Origin of the sequence: Enterovibrio baiacu (assembly GCF_004120195.1) — a bacterium.
GTDB classification, from domain to species: Bacteria; Pseudomonadota; Gammaproteobacteria; order Enterobacterales; family Vibrionaceae; genus Enterovibrio; species Enterovibrio baiacui.
On sequence record NZ_SCHN01000025.1, the window covers coordinates 62,404 to 78,775 of the forward strand.

Genomic DNA, 16,372 nt, shown 5'->3' on the forward strand with positions numbered 1-16,372 from the left:
CTTAACAAGGAGGATTGGCTATGGGATGGCTGAAAAAAACGTTAGCTCGTGTGGGTGTGGGGAGTGCGAAAGCAGAGGTGTCTGTCGAGCAAGACAATATCCAACAAGGCCAATCTGTGGCTGTCTCTCTGATCGTTAATGGTGGCGAGTCAACACAGCAGGTGGATAACATCACGTTCGATCTCTGCTGTGATTTTATGGGGTGGGAAGAGGTGCGTGGAACAGGGGAGCAGGGCAGAAAGAAACAGCGAAGACGCATTACGCATACGCTTTTATCCTGGTCGTTACCTGATGCGTTTGCACTTCCAGCTGGAGAATCTCGCCGTTTTGAAACCGAATTGAATGTCCCGATCGAGACGCCGCTGTCGATGGGAGATTGCAATGTATGGCTAGAAACCCGTCTTGATATTCCCATGGCGAAAGACCCTTCAACTAAAACGCCGTTAACCATCAAACCGTCTGGTCATATCGACACGGTCTTTGATGTACTTGAAGCGCATGGACTTCGCATTGAAAAAGCCGATTGCGAGCAAGACGAGCGACACCCTCGATCGTTTGAGCAGGTGTTTTCTTGGGTGCCCATTTCTGGCGCGTATGAGGGCGTTTGGCGGAAGCTCGACGTGGTGGTGACGCACAAGGACAATGCCTTGGATATTGGCATGACGGTACATCGACAAGGTGAAGGGCTTGGAGACATGGTTGGACATTTTGTGGGATCAAACAAGCTTGAGCGTTCATTGGTGATTTCACTTGATGACAGCGTTGAGCTCGTGCAAGACGCGCTGAACAATGTGCTGCAAAAGATAACGTGATTTTAAGCGTACACGTGTAAGCTGAAATGTGTCATACTCGCCGTGTTAGTGATTTAGAAGGATGACTCTACGATGACAGCGTGCACGACAGCAGGGCCTGATTACTCCGTCAAAGAAGAGATAGCAAGCAGCGTTAGCCATGGGCTAGGTGTGGTGTTTGGTATTGTGGCCTTGGTGCTTTTGCTTCTCAAAGCATTCAGCGCGAATGCGGATGCCATGACGATCGCCAGCTATAGCGTGTATGGCGCGAGCATAATTTTGCTGTATCTCGCCTCTACCCTTTATCACGCGATTCCTTATCCTAGTGCCAAACGCGCGCTAAAAACCTTCGATCATTGCGCCATCTACTTGCTGATCGCGGGCACTTATACTCCCTTTATGTTGATCAGCCTACGAACGCCATTGGCGACGGGCTTGATGGCGCTGATTTGGGGCATTGCGCTGGTGGGCGTGGTGCTGAAAATCGCGTTTGTTTATCGCTTTAAGAAGCTGTCTTTGGTGATTTACCTCGCCATGGGGTGGTTATCACTGGCGGTGATTTATCAGCTGGCGCAAGTGGTTGCTCTACCTGGACTCCTGTTGCTGCTGGCGGGGGGCTTGGTGTATTCGCTCGGCGTGATCTTCTATGTGAAACGCTCGATTCCCTACAACCATGCGATTTGGCACCTGTTCGTTTTAGGCGGCACGGTACTGCATTTCTTGGCGATTTATTTCTACGTCCAGCCTGCATAGACTTCTTAGAAAGCGAGAAAGCGAGAAAGCGAGAAAGCGAGAAAGCGAGAAAGCGAGAAAGCGAGTAGTGAAACCCGCTCGCTTTCCTTGTTTTTATCACGCCGGATCAATCTCGCCAGAAAGCGGGGAAAAGCAAGACCAACACCGTCAGTATTTCCAAGCGTCCCATGAGCATACCAATACTCAATGCCCACTTTGCCGTGTCTGACAGGCTGGAAAAATTGCCTGTCGGGCCAATGATGGTACCCATGCCGGGGCCGACGTTGGCGACAGCCGTCATCGCACCACTCAAACTGGTAATGCCGTCCAATCCTGTTGCGGCCAAAATCATCGCAACCACTAAAATCGTCATCAAGTAGGTGATGGCAAATGCCACCACGGAACGGACGATATCTTCGTTTACTGGTCTGCCGTTATAGCGCTGAATAAACACGCCTGACGGGTGAACCAATTGCTGTATGTGTTTCCGAAGCAGAGCGAGTGCGACTTGGAATCGGAAGATTTTCGCGCCGCCTGCCGTTGAGCCAGAGCAACCGCCAACAATCAGCATGAACGCAAAAATCACAGAGGCAAAAGGCCCCCACGCCGTGAAGTCATCCAAACCAAAGCCTGTCGTTGTCACCACGGAGACAATGTTGAACATGGACACGCGAATGGCATCGCTGGTGGCGTAGTCTTTGGTGAGCACCAACCAAATCGCTACCATGGCAGAGGTGGCGAGCACCAAGTAGGTAAAGCCTCGTACCTGTGCATCATCGAAAATCATGTGCGGGCTTTTGCGTCTGAGTGCTTGCATCAACAGCAGAAACGGTAAACCGCCTGCAAACATGAATATTGTGCCGACCCATTGTGCGGAATGACTGAAGCGGTTCATGGAACTGTCAGATGTGGAGAACCCACCCGTAGACAGCGTGGTCATCGCATGGTTTACCGCTTCAAATGGCGTCATGCCCGTTGCCCAATAGGCGATAAAGCAAAGCCCCGACAGGATCAGGTACACCTTCATGATGCTGATAGCGACGTTCTTGGTGCGTGGGCTCGATTTTGCTGACCAATCTGAGGATTCTGTTTGGAACAGTTTCATCCCGCCGACGTTCAAGAACGGCAAAATGGCTACGCCCATCACGATAAAGCCTACGCCCCCCAACCATTGCAATATGGATCGCCAGAACAAGATGGCAGGCGCCATTTGATCAAGCCCACTGAGCACGGTAGATCCTGTCGTGGTGATGCCGGACATGGTTTCAAAGTACGCATCGGTGAAGCTGATGTGATTGATGAACACGAAGGGCAACGCGGCGAATGCACTGGCAATCAACCACACCATGGTGGTGATGACGAACATGTCCCTCGCATTGAGGCGGAAGTTATCCGTCTTGCCAAGGGACAAACAAAGAAACGCGGCAACATGCGTGATAATGACGGACAAGCCAAAATCGAGAAATCCCGGTGTGCCCGTGAAAAACGCGGTGAGCGTTGGGATGTACATGAAAAGGGCGATCTTAGATAAGACCAGCCCAATCACGAACAGTACAGGTTGTAAATTGACCATAAGACACGGTTCGGCTTAGAGGAAGAAAGGACTCGGTTGGAAGAGTCGCTCGACATCAGGGATGTATTTCTTATCCACCAAGAACATCACCACGTGGTCATCTTGCTGAATAACGGTTTTATCGTGTGCAATCAGGACTTCCTCTTCCCTTACGATTGCGCCAATGGTGGTGCCGGCAGGTAACTTAATGTCCCCAATGGCGCGTCCAACCACTTTGGATGTGCTGGCATCCCCGTGTGCGATTGCTTCAATGGCCTCTGCAGCCCCGCGACGTAGCGATGATACGTTGACGATGTCAGCTTTACGCACGTGGGTCAGTAGCGCGGAGATCGTGGCTTGCTGCGGCGAAATCGCCACATCAATCACACCCCCCTGCACTAGGTCAACGTATGCGCCGCGTTGGATCAACACCATGGCTTTTTTCGCACCAAGGCGTTTTGCCAGCATGGCGGACATGATGTTGGCTTCATCTTCGTTGGTCACGGCAATGAACACATCAATTTGATCGATATGTTCTTCACTCAGCAGCTCCTGGTCTGCAGCGTCACCACAGAACACGATGGTGTTCTCGAGGATTTCAGACAATTGCTCAGCACGTCGTGGGTTACGTTCTATCAGTTTCACGCTGTATGAGCGCTCAAGGCTTCTCGCAAGACCTGCACCGATGTTACCGCCGCCGACAATCATGATGCGCTTGTAAGGCTTCTCAAGACGTTGTAGCTCACTCATCACCGAGCGAATGTGGTTGCTGGCGGCCACGAAAAACACTTCATCATCGGCTTCGATGATGGTGGTGCCTTGTGGGCGAATGGGACGGTCGCGACGGAAGATGGCTGCCACGCGTGTGTCGACATGCGGCATGTGCTCACGCAATGCGGACAGCGCGTTCCCCACCAAAGGCCCGCCGTAGTAGGCCTTAACCGCAACCAGACCGACTTTATTGTCGGCGAAGTTAACCACCTGCAATGCACCCGGGTATTCAATCAAGCGATGGATATAGCGCGTGACCAGCTCTTCTGGGGCGATCAGGTGATCGACCGGACAGGCATCGGTCTGGAACAATTGTTCTTTGGCTGCGAGATATTCAGGGCTTCGGATCCGCGCGACGCGGTTTGGGGTGTTATAAAGCGTGAAGGCAACTTGGCAAGCAATCATGTTGGTTTCGTCAGAGTTGGTAACGGCAACCAGCATGTCGGCGTCTTGAGCGCCGGCTTCGAGAAGTGTGGAGGGGTGACTGGCGTAACCGGTTACCACCCGTAAATCGTATTTGTCTTGCAGCTCTCTGAGGCGCTCGGGGTTCTTATCGACGATGGTAATGTCATTGTTTTCGCCAACCAGATTTTCGGCCAATGTGCCGCCGACCTGTCCAGCCCCCAAGATGATAATTTTCATAACGTCTGCGTGAACCTCGGTTCGTTTCTACTTGTTATGGTTGGTGGCACAACGGCCACCAACAATTTGGCACTACTCGATGTGATGCTTCAGCGTGGATATCAGGCTGATTTTTTGATCACGGCGTAGTAGAAACCGTCCATGTTTTCTTGCCCTGGAAGAATCTGGCGACCCGGTGCGTCCGGTGTGCCTGTCTCCAATGTTGCATCGCTTGTGCGTGCGAGGAATGCTGCCACTTGCTGGCCATTTTCCTGTGGCGTAATTGAACATGTCGCATACACCAGCGTACCACCCGGTTTCAGTTGTGCCCACATTGCATCAATAATTTCTGACTGAAGTGACACAAGCTGCGCGATGTCGTCGGCGCGGCGTAACCATTTGATATCTGGGTGACGACGAATCACACCTGTTGCAGAGCACGGGGCGTCGAGCAGAATACGATCAAACTGTTCGCCCTGCCACCATTCGCTCGGATGACGCGCATCGCCGCAAATCACCTTTGCGTTGAGGTTCAAACGCGCGAGGTTTTCTTCCACGCGGGTTAAACGCGTTGCATCCACATCCATGGCCACCACGTTTGCATCTGCTTTGTGTTCAAGGATATGGCAAGTTTTCCCGCCTGGCGCGGCGCAGCAATCCAGAATCAGTTCGCCTGATTGCGGCTGCAGATAATCCACAGAAAGTTGCGCAGCAGCGTCTTGAACGGACACCCAACCGTCAGCAAACCCCGGCAATGCCGTCACATCACAAGGTGACGCAAGCTTGAGGGCATCTTGTGCTTCTGAATGGATCTCTGTTTCTATGCCGTTCTCTGTCAACAGGGCGCGGTAGCTGTCGCGGGTATGGTGCGTGCGGTTTACGCGCAGCCACATTGGTGCTTTCTGGTGGTTCGCATCGACAACCTGTTCCCATTGATCGGGATACGCGTTTTGCAGCAATTTCAACAACCAACCCGGATGACCGTATTTTCCTGCATCGTGAGACACAGCAGCTGCATCGAGATTTTCTTGGTTGCGCTGGTAGCTGCGAAGCACGGCATTTACCAACCCACGCAGTTGCGGTTTTTTCAGCACTTTGGTGGCATCAACAGTTTCAGCAACGGCGGCGTGCGGAGGAATTCGCATGAACGCAATTTGGTAAAGACCCACCAAAATCAAATGGTGAAAGACGCGTTGTTTGCCTTTCAGCGGCTTGTCCATCAGGCTTTGGGTGATGGATTCAAGGCGAGGCAACCAGCGCAGGACGCCGTAGCAGATCTCTTGCAGCAGCGCGCCATCGCGCGGGGCGACTTTTTGCTGAGCCGGTGGCAGAGCCGCAGACAATGATTGTCCTTGGTCAACTACCTGATAGATAACCTGTGCAGCGACAGCTCTTACGTTCATGAAGGTACCTTCGTCAGGGGGTTGTGCGCGGTATGTGGCGAACAACGAAATTGTGTTTCTTGCGACTAAAAAAGGCCAGCAAGCTGGCCTCTCGATTACAGGGTTTTGCCAGGTTCAAACCATTCTCGGCGGGAGTTTAGAATGTCCGCCGCCCCCATGGCTTTTTTGCCTGGAGGCTGAATCGAGGTTAGGCGTAATACGCCCTCACCTGTTGCCACGCGAATGCCCGTTTTATCCGCAGATAAAATGGTGCCAGGGGCTTTGTCGCTTTGTTCTGCGTCGACCTCGGCATCCCATACTTTGATGTTGTGCTCGGTGTCGTTCGCGGTCAGCGTGAAGTAGCTCATTGGCCATGGGTTAAACGCGCGAATGCAGCGCTCAAGTTCAACCGCCGTTAAGCGCCAATCAATCAAGGCTTCTTCTTTGCTTAGCTTTTTCGCATAGTTAGCCAGTGCGTCATCTTGCTTTTCAGCGACGGCACGACCTGCAGCGATATCATCTAGGCAATCTACCAATGCATCAGGCCCCAGTTCAGCAAGACGCTCATATAGCGTGGCACTGGTTTCTTTCGCATCAATGCTCAGGGTTGCGATTTTTAGCATATCGCCGGTATCCAAGCCTTCATCCATCTGCATGATGGTGACGCCTGTTTCCTCATCGCCCGCCCAAATTGCACGTTGAATAGGCGCAGCACCGCGCCAGCGAGGAAGGATAGAACCATGCACGTTGATACAACCTAAGCGCGGCGTATCCAATACCGCTTTTGGCAACAGAAGGCCATACGCCACCACCACCATGATGTCAGCATCAATGGCGGCCAATTCTTGCTGTGCGTCTTCTGACTTCAAGCTGGCTGGCTGATAAACCGGAATATCATTTTCAAGCGCCAGCATTTTCACTGGGCTTGCTGTTAGCTTCTTGCCACGCCCTGCAGGGCGGTCAGGTTGGGTGTAAACCGCAACCACGTCATGGTGTGAAGACAACAACGCCGCCATATGACGGGCGGCGAAATCCGGCGTACCGGCAAATACAATACGTAGTGATTGGCTCAAGGAAACCTCAGCTGGTTTTTTGGTTGGCGCGTTTGATTTTTTCGAGCTTCTGTTTGATGCGCTGCTGCTTCAAAGGCGACAGGTAATCAACGAACAATTTGCCTTCTAGGTGGTCAAGTTCGTGTTGTACACAGATTGCCAGAAGGTCATCAGCGTCGAATTGGTATGCGTTGCCATCACGGTCAAGTGCCTTCACGGTCACTTCTGATGCACGCGGTACAAGCGCACGCGCGCCAGGGACAGATAGACAACCTTCTTCGATGCCATCTTCGCCACGCTTTTCGATAATTTCTGGGTTGATCAGAACCATCGGCTCTTCACGGCTATCAGAAATATCAATCACGACAATACGTTGGTGAATGTCGACTTGCGTCGCTGCCAGACCAATGCCTTCTTCGTCGTACATGGTTTCTAGCATGTCATCGACAATCGTTTGGATCTCTGGTGTGACGCTCTCTACCGGCTTCGCCACCGTGCGTAGGCGATCGTCCGGGAAGGTCAAAACCTGTAATACACTCATAAACGTCTCTTAAATATGTTGAACTGCGCCGTATCCGGCTTCGGTAATTGGGCTAATTCTAGACATTTTGCAATTCAAATGACAGCATCCAAACGTAAAGTACGCTTTTGGAGACATAGGATGTTTAAAAAGCTAATCATAGTCTGTGTCACAGGCATGTTGTCTGCGACATCCATGGCGAATGTGATCAGCCTTTCAGAGGGTGCGCCCGATGCTTATACGGTGCGCAAAGGTGATACCTTGTGGGACATTGCGGGGTTGTATTTAGACAAACCTTGGCACTGGCCTGCACTCTGGCAGCAAAACCCTGATATTGAAAATCCCCACCTGATTTATCCGGGGGATGAGCTTCGTCTTTCATGGCAAGATGGCCAACCTATATTGACGCGAAAGGGCGTGAACAATGGCGATACAACGCCGATCAGCGGTGTTTCTACCAATATTCTCAAACAACACTTAACGTATGACACCCTCATGGGGGCGGCGGAAGTGAAGATGGCACCGCGTGTGCTTGGCAGCCAGAAAGGGTGGAGTTATCTCACCACCAAAACGCCTTTCTATGTTGATACAGCCCTCGACCATGATGAATGGTTTATTTACCGACCTGTCACGACGTTTGATCGCCAAGTGGGTGAACAGACCGCCACCATGATCAGTTTGAAGAAAGTGGCTGAAGCGCGTTTAGTGAGAAACCTTGATGAGATCGCCGAGCTGAAACTGGTTCGTCAATCTCAAGAGGTAAAACCAAACGACATCCTTCTTCCTTCACTCGGTGCGCGAACTGGCGAGATATTCCAGCCTCATGCTGCACCTGCTGATATCGCGGGTAGTTTGGTAGGGCACCTTTACGGCAGCAAATATGTTGGCCTTCGCCAAATCGTGGTGGTCGACAGAGGGGAAACTGACGGGTTGGATGCGGGACATGCGTTGTCTGTATTGATGCCAGGAGCGGCTTTGAAAGGCACCAAAGGCAACATGAGATACGACTCTGATATTGATAACGCTGCTGGTTCTATCGTGACGATATTGCCCGATCAGCATGCCGGTACACTATTGGTGATCCGAAGCTATCCGCACTTTAGTTTGGCAATGGTGGTTGATGCTGAGCAGCCGTTGTCCTCAAACATGAACATCATTTCTGCTGGCGGGTCATAACGGATCTGATGAGCAAAGTGCTTGAATCTTGGCTTCGACTGGCTGCCGTCCCGAAATTGGGCGGCAGCGCAGTAAGCAAAATCATCAGTAAATATCCGCCACAGAAACTGCTTGAATTAACAGATCTAGAACTCTCCTCGATTGGGTTTAAACCCGATCAAATAACGGCATTGCGCCATCCTGATTTTTCTATTATCGACAGATGTTTAGCATGGTGTGATGCACCAGATAGACACATCTTGTCTTTGTCCGACCCGCACTATCCTTTCTTACTTAAACAGATCGCTTCTGCGCCGCCTCTTTTATTCGTGGAAGGGGATCCCCATATACTCACAGCACCGCAGATTGCGATGGTGGGAAGTCGTCACGCTAGCCAAGAAGGGTTAGCGTTGGCGCGGGAGTTCGCCGAAGAACTTGCCAAGCATGATGTGGTGGTGACCAGTGGATTAGCATTGGGTATTGATGGTCGTGCACATCGAGGTGCGCTGGACGGACAAGGTAAAACGGTCGCGGTACTCGGTTCGGGTTTAGAGAAGGTTTACCCCTCTCGTCATCGTGATTTAGCCAAAGACGTTAAAGAAAATGGTGCTTTGGTTTCAGAGCTTTGGCCATGGTCACCCCCAAAACCTGCATTTTTCCCGAGACGAAATCGCATTATTAGCGGTCTCTCTACAGGTGTGCTGGTGGTGGAAGCTGCGTTGAAAAGCGGCTCGTTAATCACGGCACGTCTTGCACTTGAGCAAGGCAGAGAGGTTTTTGCCTTACCGGGATCAATACATAACCCCAATGCCCGCGGTAGCAATGGGTTGATTAAGCAAGGCGCATTATTGGTCGAAACGGTCGAGGATATTCTCGAACAAGTTACGGCATTGGCAGGCTGTGCAATTAATCACCAGTTGGACATCGAGCAGGCTCAAGTTTTGCAAGAAGAATTGCCATTTCCGGAAGTGTTGGCTAACGTAGGAAATGAGATAAGATGTGTCGATGTGCTTGCAGAAATCTGCGATCAACCCGTTCACGAAATAATGATGAAGTTATTAGAACTGGAGCTTCAGGGGCTGGTTACAGCAGTGCCCGGTGGCTATGTTAGAACGAGGAGGGGCTAGCCATGATGGACATCCTAATGTATCTGTTCGAAACCTATATCCACAGCGATGCGGAATTGATGGTAGATCAGGACGAATTGGCTGATGAGCTTCTACGAGCAGGTTTTCATCAGGAAGATATCTACAAAGCGTTAGATTGGCTCGAAAAGCTGGCGCTATTGCAAGATGCAGATAAAACGCCTTACCTAACAGGAAGCGCGTTGACGTCGGTGCGTATTTTTACGCCGCAAGAAATGGATCGTTTGGATACAGAGAGCCGCGGCTTTTTGATTTTCCTTGAGCAAATTAGTGTATTGAACCCAGAAACGCGTGAGATGGTGATTGATCGTGTGATGGAGCTTGAAACACACGAGTTCGCGTTAGATGACCTCAAGTGGGTGATCTTGATGGTGCTCTTTAATGTGCCGGGCAATGAACGTGCGTATGACCAAATGGAAGAGCTACTCTACTGCACAGCCGAAGATGAATATCTTCATTAATATTTTCACTGTCAGTCCGTTTGAGGCGAAGCTGTTTTGGCTGGAAAAATAGACGAATCACTGTTTAGTGCGCATGAGCACGCACTAGAGAAAGAAGAACGCTGCCCTAAATGTGGCAGCGTTCTTGTTATTAAGCACAGCAAACGCGGGCCATTTAAGGCGTGCACGGGCTACCCTGCCTGTGATTTTGTTGAATCACTGCATCACAATGATGGTCATGTCGTAAAAGAGCTGGGGCTACCTTGCCCCGAATGCGGCAATGAATTGGTGCTTCGGCAAGGGCGTTTTGGCATGTTCATTGGCTGTTCGGCGTACCCTGAATGCCAGCACATTGAAAAGCGCGATCAAGAGCCAGTCACTGAAGGGGTTGATGTGGCTTGCCCCGAGTGTGGCAAAGGCAAACTTCACGAGAAAAAATCGCGTTTTGGCAAAGCGTTTTATGCATGTGACGCTTACCCTAAGTGTAAGTTCGCGGTGAACCTTAAACCCGTCAAAGGGTGCTGTGAAGTGTGTGGTTTCGCGCTATTGCTTGAAAAGCAAACTGTTTCGGGCGTGGTGAAAGTGTGCGCGAGCAAAAAATGTCAGCATAAACAAGGTTGATGACTTTTTGCCCAGAGAGGGCGCTAAGATAAAAGAAAAGCCGCTTTCGCGGCTTTTTTTGTGCGTGATAGGTGGGGATTATGCCTGCTGATTTAGTTTTTCAGCCGCTTCTAACAATGCAGGGAATTCATCACCTGACAAGTAGGCAGACAGCGTTTTAAGGTGTTCACCCAATGCACTCTGCGAATTGGCACACACGTTGATATGACCAATCTTTCGGCCAGGTCGTGGCGCTTTGTCGTACCAATGTACGTGAGCCAAAGGCATGATGCTATTTGGCACTGTCACGTCACCAATAATATTAATCATTGCTGTCGGACGAACGCGTTTTGCGCTGCCTAATGGCAACCCACATACGGCGCGAAGGTGATTTTCAAATTGGCAAACATCGGCGCCTTGTTGTGTCCAATGGCCTGAGTTATGTACGCGTGGTGCGATTTCATTCACCATCAGTGTGCCATTCACGTCAAAGAATTCGATGGCCAGCACGCCGATGTAGTCGAGCGCGGATGCAACTGCGTCAAACATCGATTCAGCTTGTGCTTGCAGTGCAGCGTTCTCATTGGCAGAAACGGACACACTCAGGATACCATCGGTGTGAATGTTTTCTGTGAGGGGATAAATGGCAAGGCTACCATCTTGTCCGCGAGCACCAATCAGTGATACCTCGCGATCAAAGCGAACAAACTCTTCGGCGATAACGCATTGGCGGTCTGCTTGATGAGACGTAGTCAGGAAGGCTTCGATGTCCTGCCATACGTCATCGGCTTGGTCGGCGGATTTTAGTCGCCATTGGCCTTTTCCGTCGTACCCATCCAATGCGCTTTTCAAGATCATCGGCAAACCAATACGCTCAACGGCATTGTCAAAGTCCGCGCGGGTTTCGATGACTTGGTAACGGGCGTTATTAACGCCCGCTTTGTCCAATAAGGCTTTTTCTTTGCGGCGATCACCACCGGTTAAAATGGCCTCTTCACCTGGGTAGAACTTTCCGCTTTCTTGGCAAAGACGAAGTACATCAGGGGCAATGTGTTCAAATTCTGCGGTAATGACGTCTGCGTTTACGATTCCGTTTTCTAATCCATGGCCAAGCACTTCTAACGTCACAGGGTGAACGACGTTGCCTGAACGAACATCATACGCACTGATAGTGAGATTTAATGGTGCGCCCGCAAGCGCCATCATGCGCGCTAGCTGCCCTGCGCCAAGTACCAATACATTCATGATTACTCTACCGATGGGTCTGGGTGTGCCAATACTGTGTCGGTTTGGTTCTGACGGAAAGTGTCGATCTTAGTCAGTAGTTCGTCATCTCCCGTCGCAAGAATCTGTGCGGCAAGTAGGCCAGCATTTGCAGCGCCAGCATCGCCAATGGCAAGGGTGCCGACCGCAACACCTTTTGGCATTTGTACGATAGACAGTAAGGAATCCATGCCTTTAAGGGCTTTAGATTGCACTGGAACACCTAACACAGGCAGGCTGGTGAATGCGGCTGTCATGCCAGGAAGGTGCGCAGCACCACCTGCGCCCGCGATGATCACTTTGATGCCTTGAGATGCAGCGTTGCTGGCATATTCTGCAAGCAGTTGAGGAGTGCGGTGTGCGGAAACCACTTTTGTTTCGTACGCGATGCCGAAATGCTCAAGCATATCCGCTGCGTTTTTCATGGTTGGCCAATCTGATTTTGAACCCATGATGATGCCGACTTTCATAACTGCTCCTGTAACTGCCATGTACTCACTGTCGTCTTTATGACGTGAAATTGCGCGCCATTATATCGGTAAAAAATCACAAGGAAAACGTTTGCGTCGATGCATTTCTCGCGAAACAGGGTGTTTTTACTTTCTTGCGAAAACTATCCAGTGTGTTTCTAAGTGTGACAAAATTGTTGAGTCAGCCACGCTTAATTCGTCATAGTATGCGAAAGCGTAAGAAGAAAATGCGGAGAAGAACATTGGCCAACGTTGAGCAATGTGTAAAAGCCCTGTCTCAGGGGGGTGTAATTGCCTACCCAACGGAAGGTGTGTTTGGTGTCGGGTGTGATCCTGATAATGCCCAGGCTATTCAAGCCCTACTGGATGTAAAAGAGCGTGATCGCGCAAAAGGGCTGATCTTAATTGCTGCCGACCTTGCCCAACTTGAAGGGTACATCGACATGCGCTTATTGAGTGAAGAAACGAAAGCAGACGTGTTGGCGAGTTGGCCAGGTCCTGTGACGTGGGTGATGCCTGCCGGCCAGAAAATCACGGATTGGGTCACCGGACAGTTTGATACGGTTGCGGTGCGCGTGTCTGACCACCCTGATGTTCAATCGCTGTGTAACGCGTTTGGTAAGCCTATCACCTCAACCAGTGCAAATTTGAGTGGTGAAGCGCCGTGCCGTTCAGTTGAAGAGGTTGATGCACAACTTGGCGATCGTGTTGCCTGTATTTTAGAAGGAAAAACGGGTGGTCTTGAGAGACCAACCGAGATCCGCGATGCACGTTCTGGTAAGGTGCTTCGACAAGGTTAAGTAAAATCGTTGGAATTAGAAGGAACTCCTGTGCAAGACCACACCCAGCCAGTCGATAAAGATGCCGTAAAACGTTTCCTCCTTTCGTTGCAAGACCGTATTTGTGATGCGTTATCGCATGAAGACGGCGCTGCTGCGTTTGTGGAAGATGCATGGGAGCGAGAGGCGGGTGGCGGTGGTCGCAGCCGTGTTTTGCGTGATGGTGCCGTCTTTGAACAAGCTGGTGTGAATTTCTCGCACGTGTTTGGCGATAAGATGCCGGGCTCGGCAACGGCGCATCGACCTGAGCTTGCTGGACGCAGCTTTGAAGCCATGGGGGTGTCTTTGGTGGTTCACCCGAAAAACCCACACATTCCAACGTCTCATGCCAATGTTCGTTTCTTCATTGCTGAAAAAGAAGGTGAAGCCCCAGTTTGGTGGTTTGGTGGCGGGTTTGACCTCACCCCTTTCTATCCTGTCGAAGAAGATTGCCTTCATTGGCACAATACTGCGAAGGCGATTTGTCAGCCGTTCGGTGACGCCGTTTATGCGGAGCACAAAGCATGGTGTGATCGCTATTTCTTCCTTCCGCATCGAAATGAAACCCGTGGCGTTGGTGGCCTGTTCTTTGATGATCTTAATGCATGGGGATTCGACACATGCTTTAACTACATAAAGGCTGTCGGTGAAGGGTTTCTAGATGCTTACCTGCCTATTGTTCAAAAACGGAAGGGCAAGGCGTTCTCAGAGCATGAGCGTCAGTTCCAGCTTTATCGTCGCGGTCGGTATGTCGAGTTTAACTTGGTGTATGATCGCGGCACCTTGTTTGGCCTTCAAAGCGGTGGTCGAACAGAGTCAATTTTAATGTCCATGCCGCCACTGGTGAGATGGGAATATGGATTCGAGCCTGAAGCAGGCTCTCCTGAAGCAAGACTCTATAAAGATTATTTAACGCCAAGGGATTGGTAAGGTTCAGCAGGTCAATGGATAAATACGTCGTTGTCGGGAATCCGATTTCACATAGCAAGTCCCCTTTTATACACACCTTGTTTGCGCGTCAGACAGGGCAGGTTATGTCATATGAAACCTTGCAAGCACCCATTGGCGGGTTCAATGAAGCCATGGATGTATTTTTCGAAAATGGTGGGCGAGGCTGTAATGTCACTGTGCCATTTAAAGAAGATGCATATGCGATGGCGACCATGCTTACCGAGCGTGCTCGCTTAGCAGGTGCTGTTAATACGCTTAAGAAGCTGGATGATGGCGGCATTCTTGGCGACAACACGGATGGAGAGGGGCTCGTTCAGGATCTTCTTAATCATCATGTGCAGTTGGAGGATGCGAATGTCCTCCTACTAGGTGCGGGTGGTGCTGCGCGCGGCGTGGTTCTCCCTTTGCTCAAGCACAACCCTCGCTCGTTAGTGATTGCCAATCGAACGGTTAGCAAAGCTGAAACTTTGGCTGCTTTGTTTGCGGAACACGGAAATGTTGCCGCAGCGTCCTTTGATGCTTTGGGGGAGAGTGAATTTGATATCATTATCAATTCAACGTCCGCCAGTTTGTCCGGCGAGCATCCCAATATTCCAGCGACAGTCATCCACCAGAAAAGTACGGTATACGACATGGTGTATGGTTCTGGCCTCACCAGCAGTAATCAATGGGCGAAAGAGCAGGGCGCTGCCCGTGTGATTGATGGGTTAGGTATGCTGGTGGGACAAGCAGCGGAAAGTTTTACTATTTGGCGTGGCATCAAACCGGGAACCGGTCAGGTGCTAAGGGAACTTCGCCGTAACCTTGCCGAATAACCATGAACCAACATATTTTATTTCCTGATCATCAAGACATAGATAAAGACAAACATGCCGTTTGTTTTCACGCCCAGCAGTCAGGGGCGCTGATTGTTTGCTATGTATCGATAGATGATATTCGAAAGCGTCAACATGAAGCACTAATAGAAGATGGAGCGATACTGGCAGCGTTTGACCAGCATCGCTTTGACTTCGAAGACCTTGCAGAAGAAGCCATTGAGGAAGAGAACTTCAATGAGCAGGGGGAGATCTGGGTGCGTTAACCCTCAGCAATGTAGTCATTCTTTGTCGCGACATAGTTGTCAGACGATTTTTGCAAAAATGCTCGCTCTGCTTCTTTAAGTGGGCGGGCTTGCTTTACAGGGCTTCCCACATAGAGAAAACCTGATTCGAGTCGCTTACCTGGCGGAACGAGACTGCCTGCGCCAATCATTACATCGTTTTCAATAACCGCACCGTCCAAAACGATGGCCCCCATTCCAACCAATACGCGATCACCAATCACGCAGCCATGCAGCATCACCTTGTGCCCAACGGTGACGTCTTTACCAATAATGAGCGGGTAACCTTCAGGGTTGTCTTTATTTTTATGGGTGACATGCAGCACTGAGCCATCTTGAATGTTAGAGCGGTCACCAATAATGATGTGGTTTACATCGCCACGTGCAGCAACTAAAGGCCAAATACTGACATCATCACCAAGGGTAATGTCTCCCACCATCACAGATGTTGGGTCTAGATATACGCGCTCACCAACGTTAGGGAAGATGCCCTTATAGCTTCGAAGTACTGTTTGCATTTGTTATGTCCTAAAGGATTATTAGCATTCCAGCCTATATGGATGCGAAAAATAGTGCAATTCATCGCCAATGTTTCGTCTTAGTACCCCTGTTTGGTTAATTGCTGAGCGAACGCGCCGTTTTTCATAAAAAACCATGCAAAAGCTCTTGCCAAGATCTGAGACATCCCTATAATGCCGCCTCACTGACACGGCGACCCGCTCCAAACGGAACTGGCCACCAAATCAGGATGGCGAAACGGCTTCAAAATTGATTGAAAATAAACGCTTGACGTGACCTTCTCAATCAGTAGAATGCCCGCCTGCTTCAACGGAAAAGCCCAGTGCTTATCGCGGTTGAAGGGAGTCAACAAGACGTTTTGGATGCGGTGAACACCACGCTGAAAAATCTCAAAATTTCTTCTTGACTTCATCGCCCGGCAGCGTAAAATTCGCAGCCCTGACGATGAGAAGCGAACGCTTCTACAGTCAATGTTCTTTAACAATTTGACC

The 16,372-nt window shown here is 50.5% G+C and carries 19 protein-coding genes; 10 read left to right on the forward strand and 9 right to left on the reverse strand.

The window, feature by feature from the left end; all coding sequences use genetic code 11:
* Positions 1 to 20 precede the first annotated feature (20 nt).
* Both EQP46_RS21805 and trhA read left to right on the forward strand, forming a co-directional pair.
* A complete protein-coding gene (locus EQP46_RS21805) occupies positions 21 to 812 on the forward strand; it encodes a sporulation protein (protein WP_129495631.1) in 792 nt (263 codons plus the stop codon).
* 72 nt (positions 813 to 884) lie between these two features.
* Positions 885 to 1,544, forward strand: a complete 660-nt coding sequence (gene trhA / locus EQP46_RS21810) for a PAQR family membrane homeostasis protein TrhA (RefSeq protein WP_129495632.1) — start codon at positions 885 to 887, stop codon at positions 1,542 to 1,544.
* Positions 1,545 to 1,650: 106 nt separating this feature from the next.
* Here the strand turns inward: trhA and EQP46_RS21815 are convergent, their stop codons facing one another.
* From EQP46_RS21815 to def, 5 genes are all read right to left on the reverse strand, one after another.
* Positions 1,651 to 3,096, reverse strand: a complete 1,446-nt coding sequence (locus EQP46_RS21815) for a TrkH family potassium uptake protein (protein ID WP_161972880.1) — start codon at positions 3,094 to 3,096, stop codon at positions 1,651 to 1,653.
* 15 nt (positions 3,097 to 3,111) lie between these two features.
* Positions 3,112 to 4,488, reverse strand: coding sequence for a Trk system potassium transporter TrkA (gene trkA, locus EQP46_RS21820; protein ID WP_129495633.1), 1,377 nt, complete (start codon positions 4,486 to 4,488; stop codon positions 3,112 to 3,114).
* A gap of 101 nt (positions 4,489 to 4,589) precedes the next feature.
* Positions 4,590 to 5,870, reverse strand: coding sequence for a 16S rRNA (cytosine(967)-C(5))-methyltransferase RsmB (gene rsmB, locus EQP46_RS21825; protein WP_129495634.1), 1,281 nt, complete (start codon positions 5,868 to 5,870; stop codon positions 4,590 to 4,592).
* Positions 5,871 to 5,965: 95 nt separating this feature from the next.
* Positions 5,966 to 6,922: a methionyl-tRNA formyltransferase gene (gene fmt, locus EQP46_RS21830; RefSeq protein ID WP_129495635.1), complete on the reverse strand. Its 957-nt coding sequence runs from the start codon at positions 6,920 to 6,922 to the stop codon at positions 5,966 to 5,968.
* 7 nt (positions 6,923 to 6,929) lie between these two features.
* Positions 6,930 to 7,442 (reverse strand): peptide deformylase, encoded by a 513-nt coding sequence (def, locus tag EQP46_RS21835; protein WP_129495636.1) that lies wholly within the window; start codon positions 7,440 to 7,442, stop codon positions 6,930 to 6,932.
* Positions 7,443 to 7,562: 120 nt separating this feature from the next.
* Here def and EQP46_RS21840 point away from each other — a divergent pair, with 120 nt between their 5' ends.
* The 4 genes from EQP46_RS21840 to EQP46_RS21855 are packed head-to-tail and all read left to right on the forward strand — an operon-like array spanning position 7,563 to position 10,782.
* The gene (locus EQP46_RS21840) at positions 7,563 to 8,597 is read left to right on the forward strand and encodes a LysM peptidoglycan-binding domain-containing protein (protein WP_129495637.1); all 1,035 of its coding nucleotides are present in this window, start codon (positions 7,563 to 7,565) and stop codon (positions 8,595 to 8,597) included.
* 8 nt (positions 8,598 to 8,605) lie between these two features.
* Positions 8,606 to 9,703 carry a DNA-processing protein DprA gene (dprA, locus tag EQP46_RS21845; RefSeq protein ID WP_129495638.1) on the forward strand — a complete coding sequence of 366 codons (1,098 nt, stop codon included), beginning with the start codon at positions 8,606 to 8,608 and terminating at the stop codon, positions 9,701 to 9,703.
* A gap of 2 nt (positions 9,704 to 9,705) precedes the next feature.
* Positions 9,706 to 10,182 carry a DUF494 family protein gene (locus tag EQP46_RS21850; protein ID WP_129495639.1) on the forward strand — a complete coding sequence of 159 codons (477 nt, stop codon included), beginning with the start codon at positions 9,706 to 9,708 and terminating at the stop codon, positions 10,180 to 10,182.
* 36 nt (positions 10,183 to 10,218) lie between these two features.
* Positions 10,219 to 10,782: a DNA topoisomerase family protein gene (locus tag EQP46_RS21855; RefSeq protein WP_129495640.1), complete on the forward strand. Its 564-nt coding sequence runs from the start codon at positions 10,219 to 10,221 to the stop codon at positions 10,780 to 10,782.
* 78 nt (positions 10,783 to 10,860) lie between these two features.
* Here EQP46_RS21855 and EQP46_RS21860 read toward each other — a convergent pair whose 3' ends face one another.
* Positions 10,861 to 12,006: a 5-(carboxyamino)imidazole ribonucleotide synthase gene (locus EQP46_RS21860; RefSeq protein WP_129495641.1), complete on the reverse strand. Its 1,146-nt coding sequence runs from the start codon at positions 12,004 to 12,006 to the stop codon at positions 10,861 to 10,863.
* Positions 12,007 to 12,008: 2 nt separating this feature from the next.
* Complete coding sequence (gene purE / locus EQP46_RS21865; RefSeq protein ID WP_129495642.1) at positions 12,009 to 12,494, reverse strand: 5-(carboxyamino)imidazole ribonucleotide mutase; 486 nt, start codon at positions 12,492 to 12,494, stop codon at positions 12,009 to 12,011.
* A gap of 242 nt (positions 12,495 to 12,736) precedes the next feature.
* Here purE and tsaC point away from each other — a divergent pair, with 242 nt between their 5' ends.
* From tsaC to EQP46_RS21885, 4 genes are read left to right on the forward strand one after another with little or no spacing between them, the layout of a single operon-like run.
* The gene (gene tsaC, locus EQP46_RS21870; RefSeq protein WP_129495643.1) at positions 12,737 to 13,294 is read left to right on the forward strand and encodes an L-threonylcarbamoyladenylate synthase type 1 TsaC; all 558 of its coding nucleotides are present in this window, start codon (positions 12,737 to 12,739) and stop codon (positions 13,292 to 13,294) included.
* Between the two features lie 30 nt (positions 13,295 to 13,324).
* Positions 13,325 to 14,242, forward strand: a complete 918-nt coding sequence (gene hemF, locus EQP46_RS21875; RefSeq protein WP_129495644.1) for an oxygen-dependent coproporphyrinogen oxidase — start codon at positions 13,325 to 13,327, stop codon at positions 14,240 to 14,242.
* Between the two features lie 14 nt (positions 14,243 to 14,256).
* Positions 14,257 to 15,078: a shikimate dehydrogenase gene (gene aroE, locus EQP46_RS21880; protein WP_129495645.1), complete on the forward strand. Its 822-nt coding sequence runs from the start codon at positions 14,257 to 14,259 to the stop codon at positions 15,076 to 15,078.
* Between the two features lie 2 nt (positions 15,079 to 15,080).
* Entirely contained in the window at positions 15,081 to 15,344 is a 264-nt protein-coding gene (locus EQP46_RS21885; protein ID WP_129495646.1) for a DUF1488 family protein, read from the forward strand.
* Here EQP46_RS21885 and EQP46_RS21890 read toward each other — a convergent pair.
* Together EQP46_RS21890 and EQP46_RS24350 are read right to left on the reverse strand one after the other, a co-directional pair.
* Positions 15,341 to 15,880 (reverse strand): gamma carbonic anhydrase family protein, encoded by a 540-nt coding sequence (locus EQP46_RS21890; protein WP_129495647.1) that lies wholly within the window; start codon positions 15,878 to 15,880, stop codon positions 15,341 to 15,343. The two genes, EQP46_RS21885 and EQP46_RS21890, sit on opposite strands and share 4 nt — an antisense overlap.
* Positions 15,881 to 16,062: 182 nt before the next feature.
* On the reverse strand, positions 16,063 to 16,372 hold a 310-nt coding region (locus EQP46_RS24350), incomplete at its 5' end, for a hypothetical protein (RefSeq protein WP_205685942.1).

Coding starts and splice junctions, on each gene's coding strand:
- trkA (WP_129495633.1), bottom strand. CDS start 4,488: ATGAAAATTATCATCTTGGGGGCTGGACAGGTCGGCGGCACATTGGCC.
- EQP46_RS21885 (WP_129495646.1), top strand. CDS start 15,081: ATGAACCAACATATTTTATTTCCTGATCATCAAGACATAGATAAAGAC.
- EQP46_RS21890 (WP_129495647.1), bottom strand. CDS start 15,880: ATGCAAACAGTACTTCGAAGCTATAAGGGCATCTTCCCTAACGTTGGT.
- aroE (WP_129495645.1), top strand. CDS start 14,257: ATGGATAAATACGTCGTTGTCGGGAATCCGATTTCACATAGCAAGTCC.
- dprA (WP_129495638.1), top strand. CDS start 8,606: ATGAGCAAAGTGCTTGAATCTTGGCTTCGACTGGCTGCCGTCCCGAAA.
- trhA (WP_129495632.1), top strand. CDS start 885: ATGACAGCGTGCACGACAGCAGGGCCTGATTACTCCGTCAAAGAAGAG.
- def (WP_129495636.1), bottom strand. CDS start 7,442: ATGAGTGTATTACAGGTTTTGACCTTCCCGGACGATCGCCTACGCACG.
- EQP46_RS21850 (WP_129495639.1), top strand. CDS start 9,706: ATGATGGACATCCTAATGTATCTGTTCGAAACCTATATCCACAGCGAT.
- EQP46_RS21805 (WP_129495631.1), top strand. CDS start 21: ATGGGATGGCTGAAAAAAACGTTAGCTCGTGTGGGTGTGGGGAGTGCG.
- purE (WP_129495642.1), bottom strand. CDS start 12,494: ATGAAAGTCGGCATCATCATGGGTTCAAAATCAGATTGGCCAACCATG.
- EQP46_RS21815 (WP_161972880.1), bottom strand. CDS start 3,096: ATGGTCAATTTACAACCTGTACTGTTCGTGATTGGGCTGGTCTTATCT.
- EQP46_RS21840 (WP_129495637.1), top strand. CDS start 7,563: ATGTTTAAAAAGCTAATCATAGTCTGTGTCACAGGCATGTTGTCTGCG.
- EQP46_RS21860 (WP_129495641.1), bottom strand. CDS start 12,006: ATGAATGTATTGGTACTTGGCGCAGGGCAGCTAGCGCGCATGATGGCG.
- rsmB (WP_129495634.1), bottom strand. CDS start 5,870: ATGAACGTAAGAGCTGTCGCTGCACAGGTTATCTATCAGGTAGTTGAC.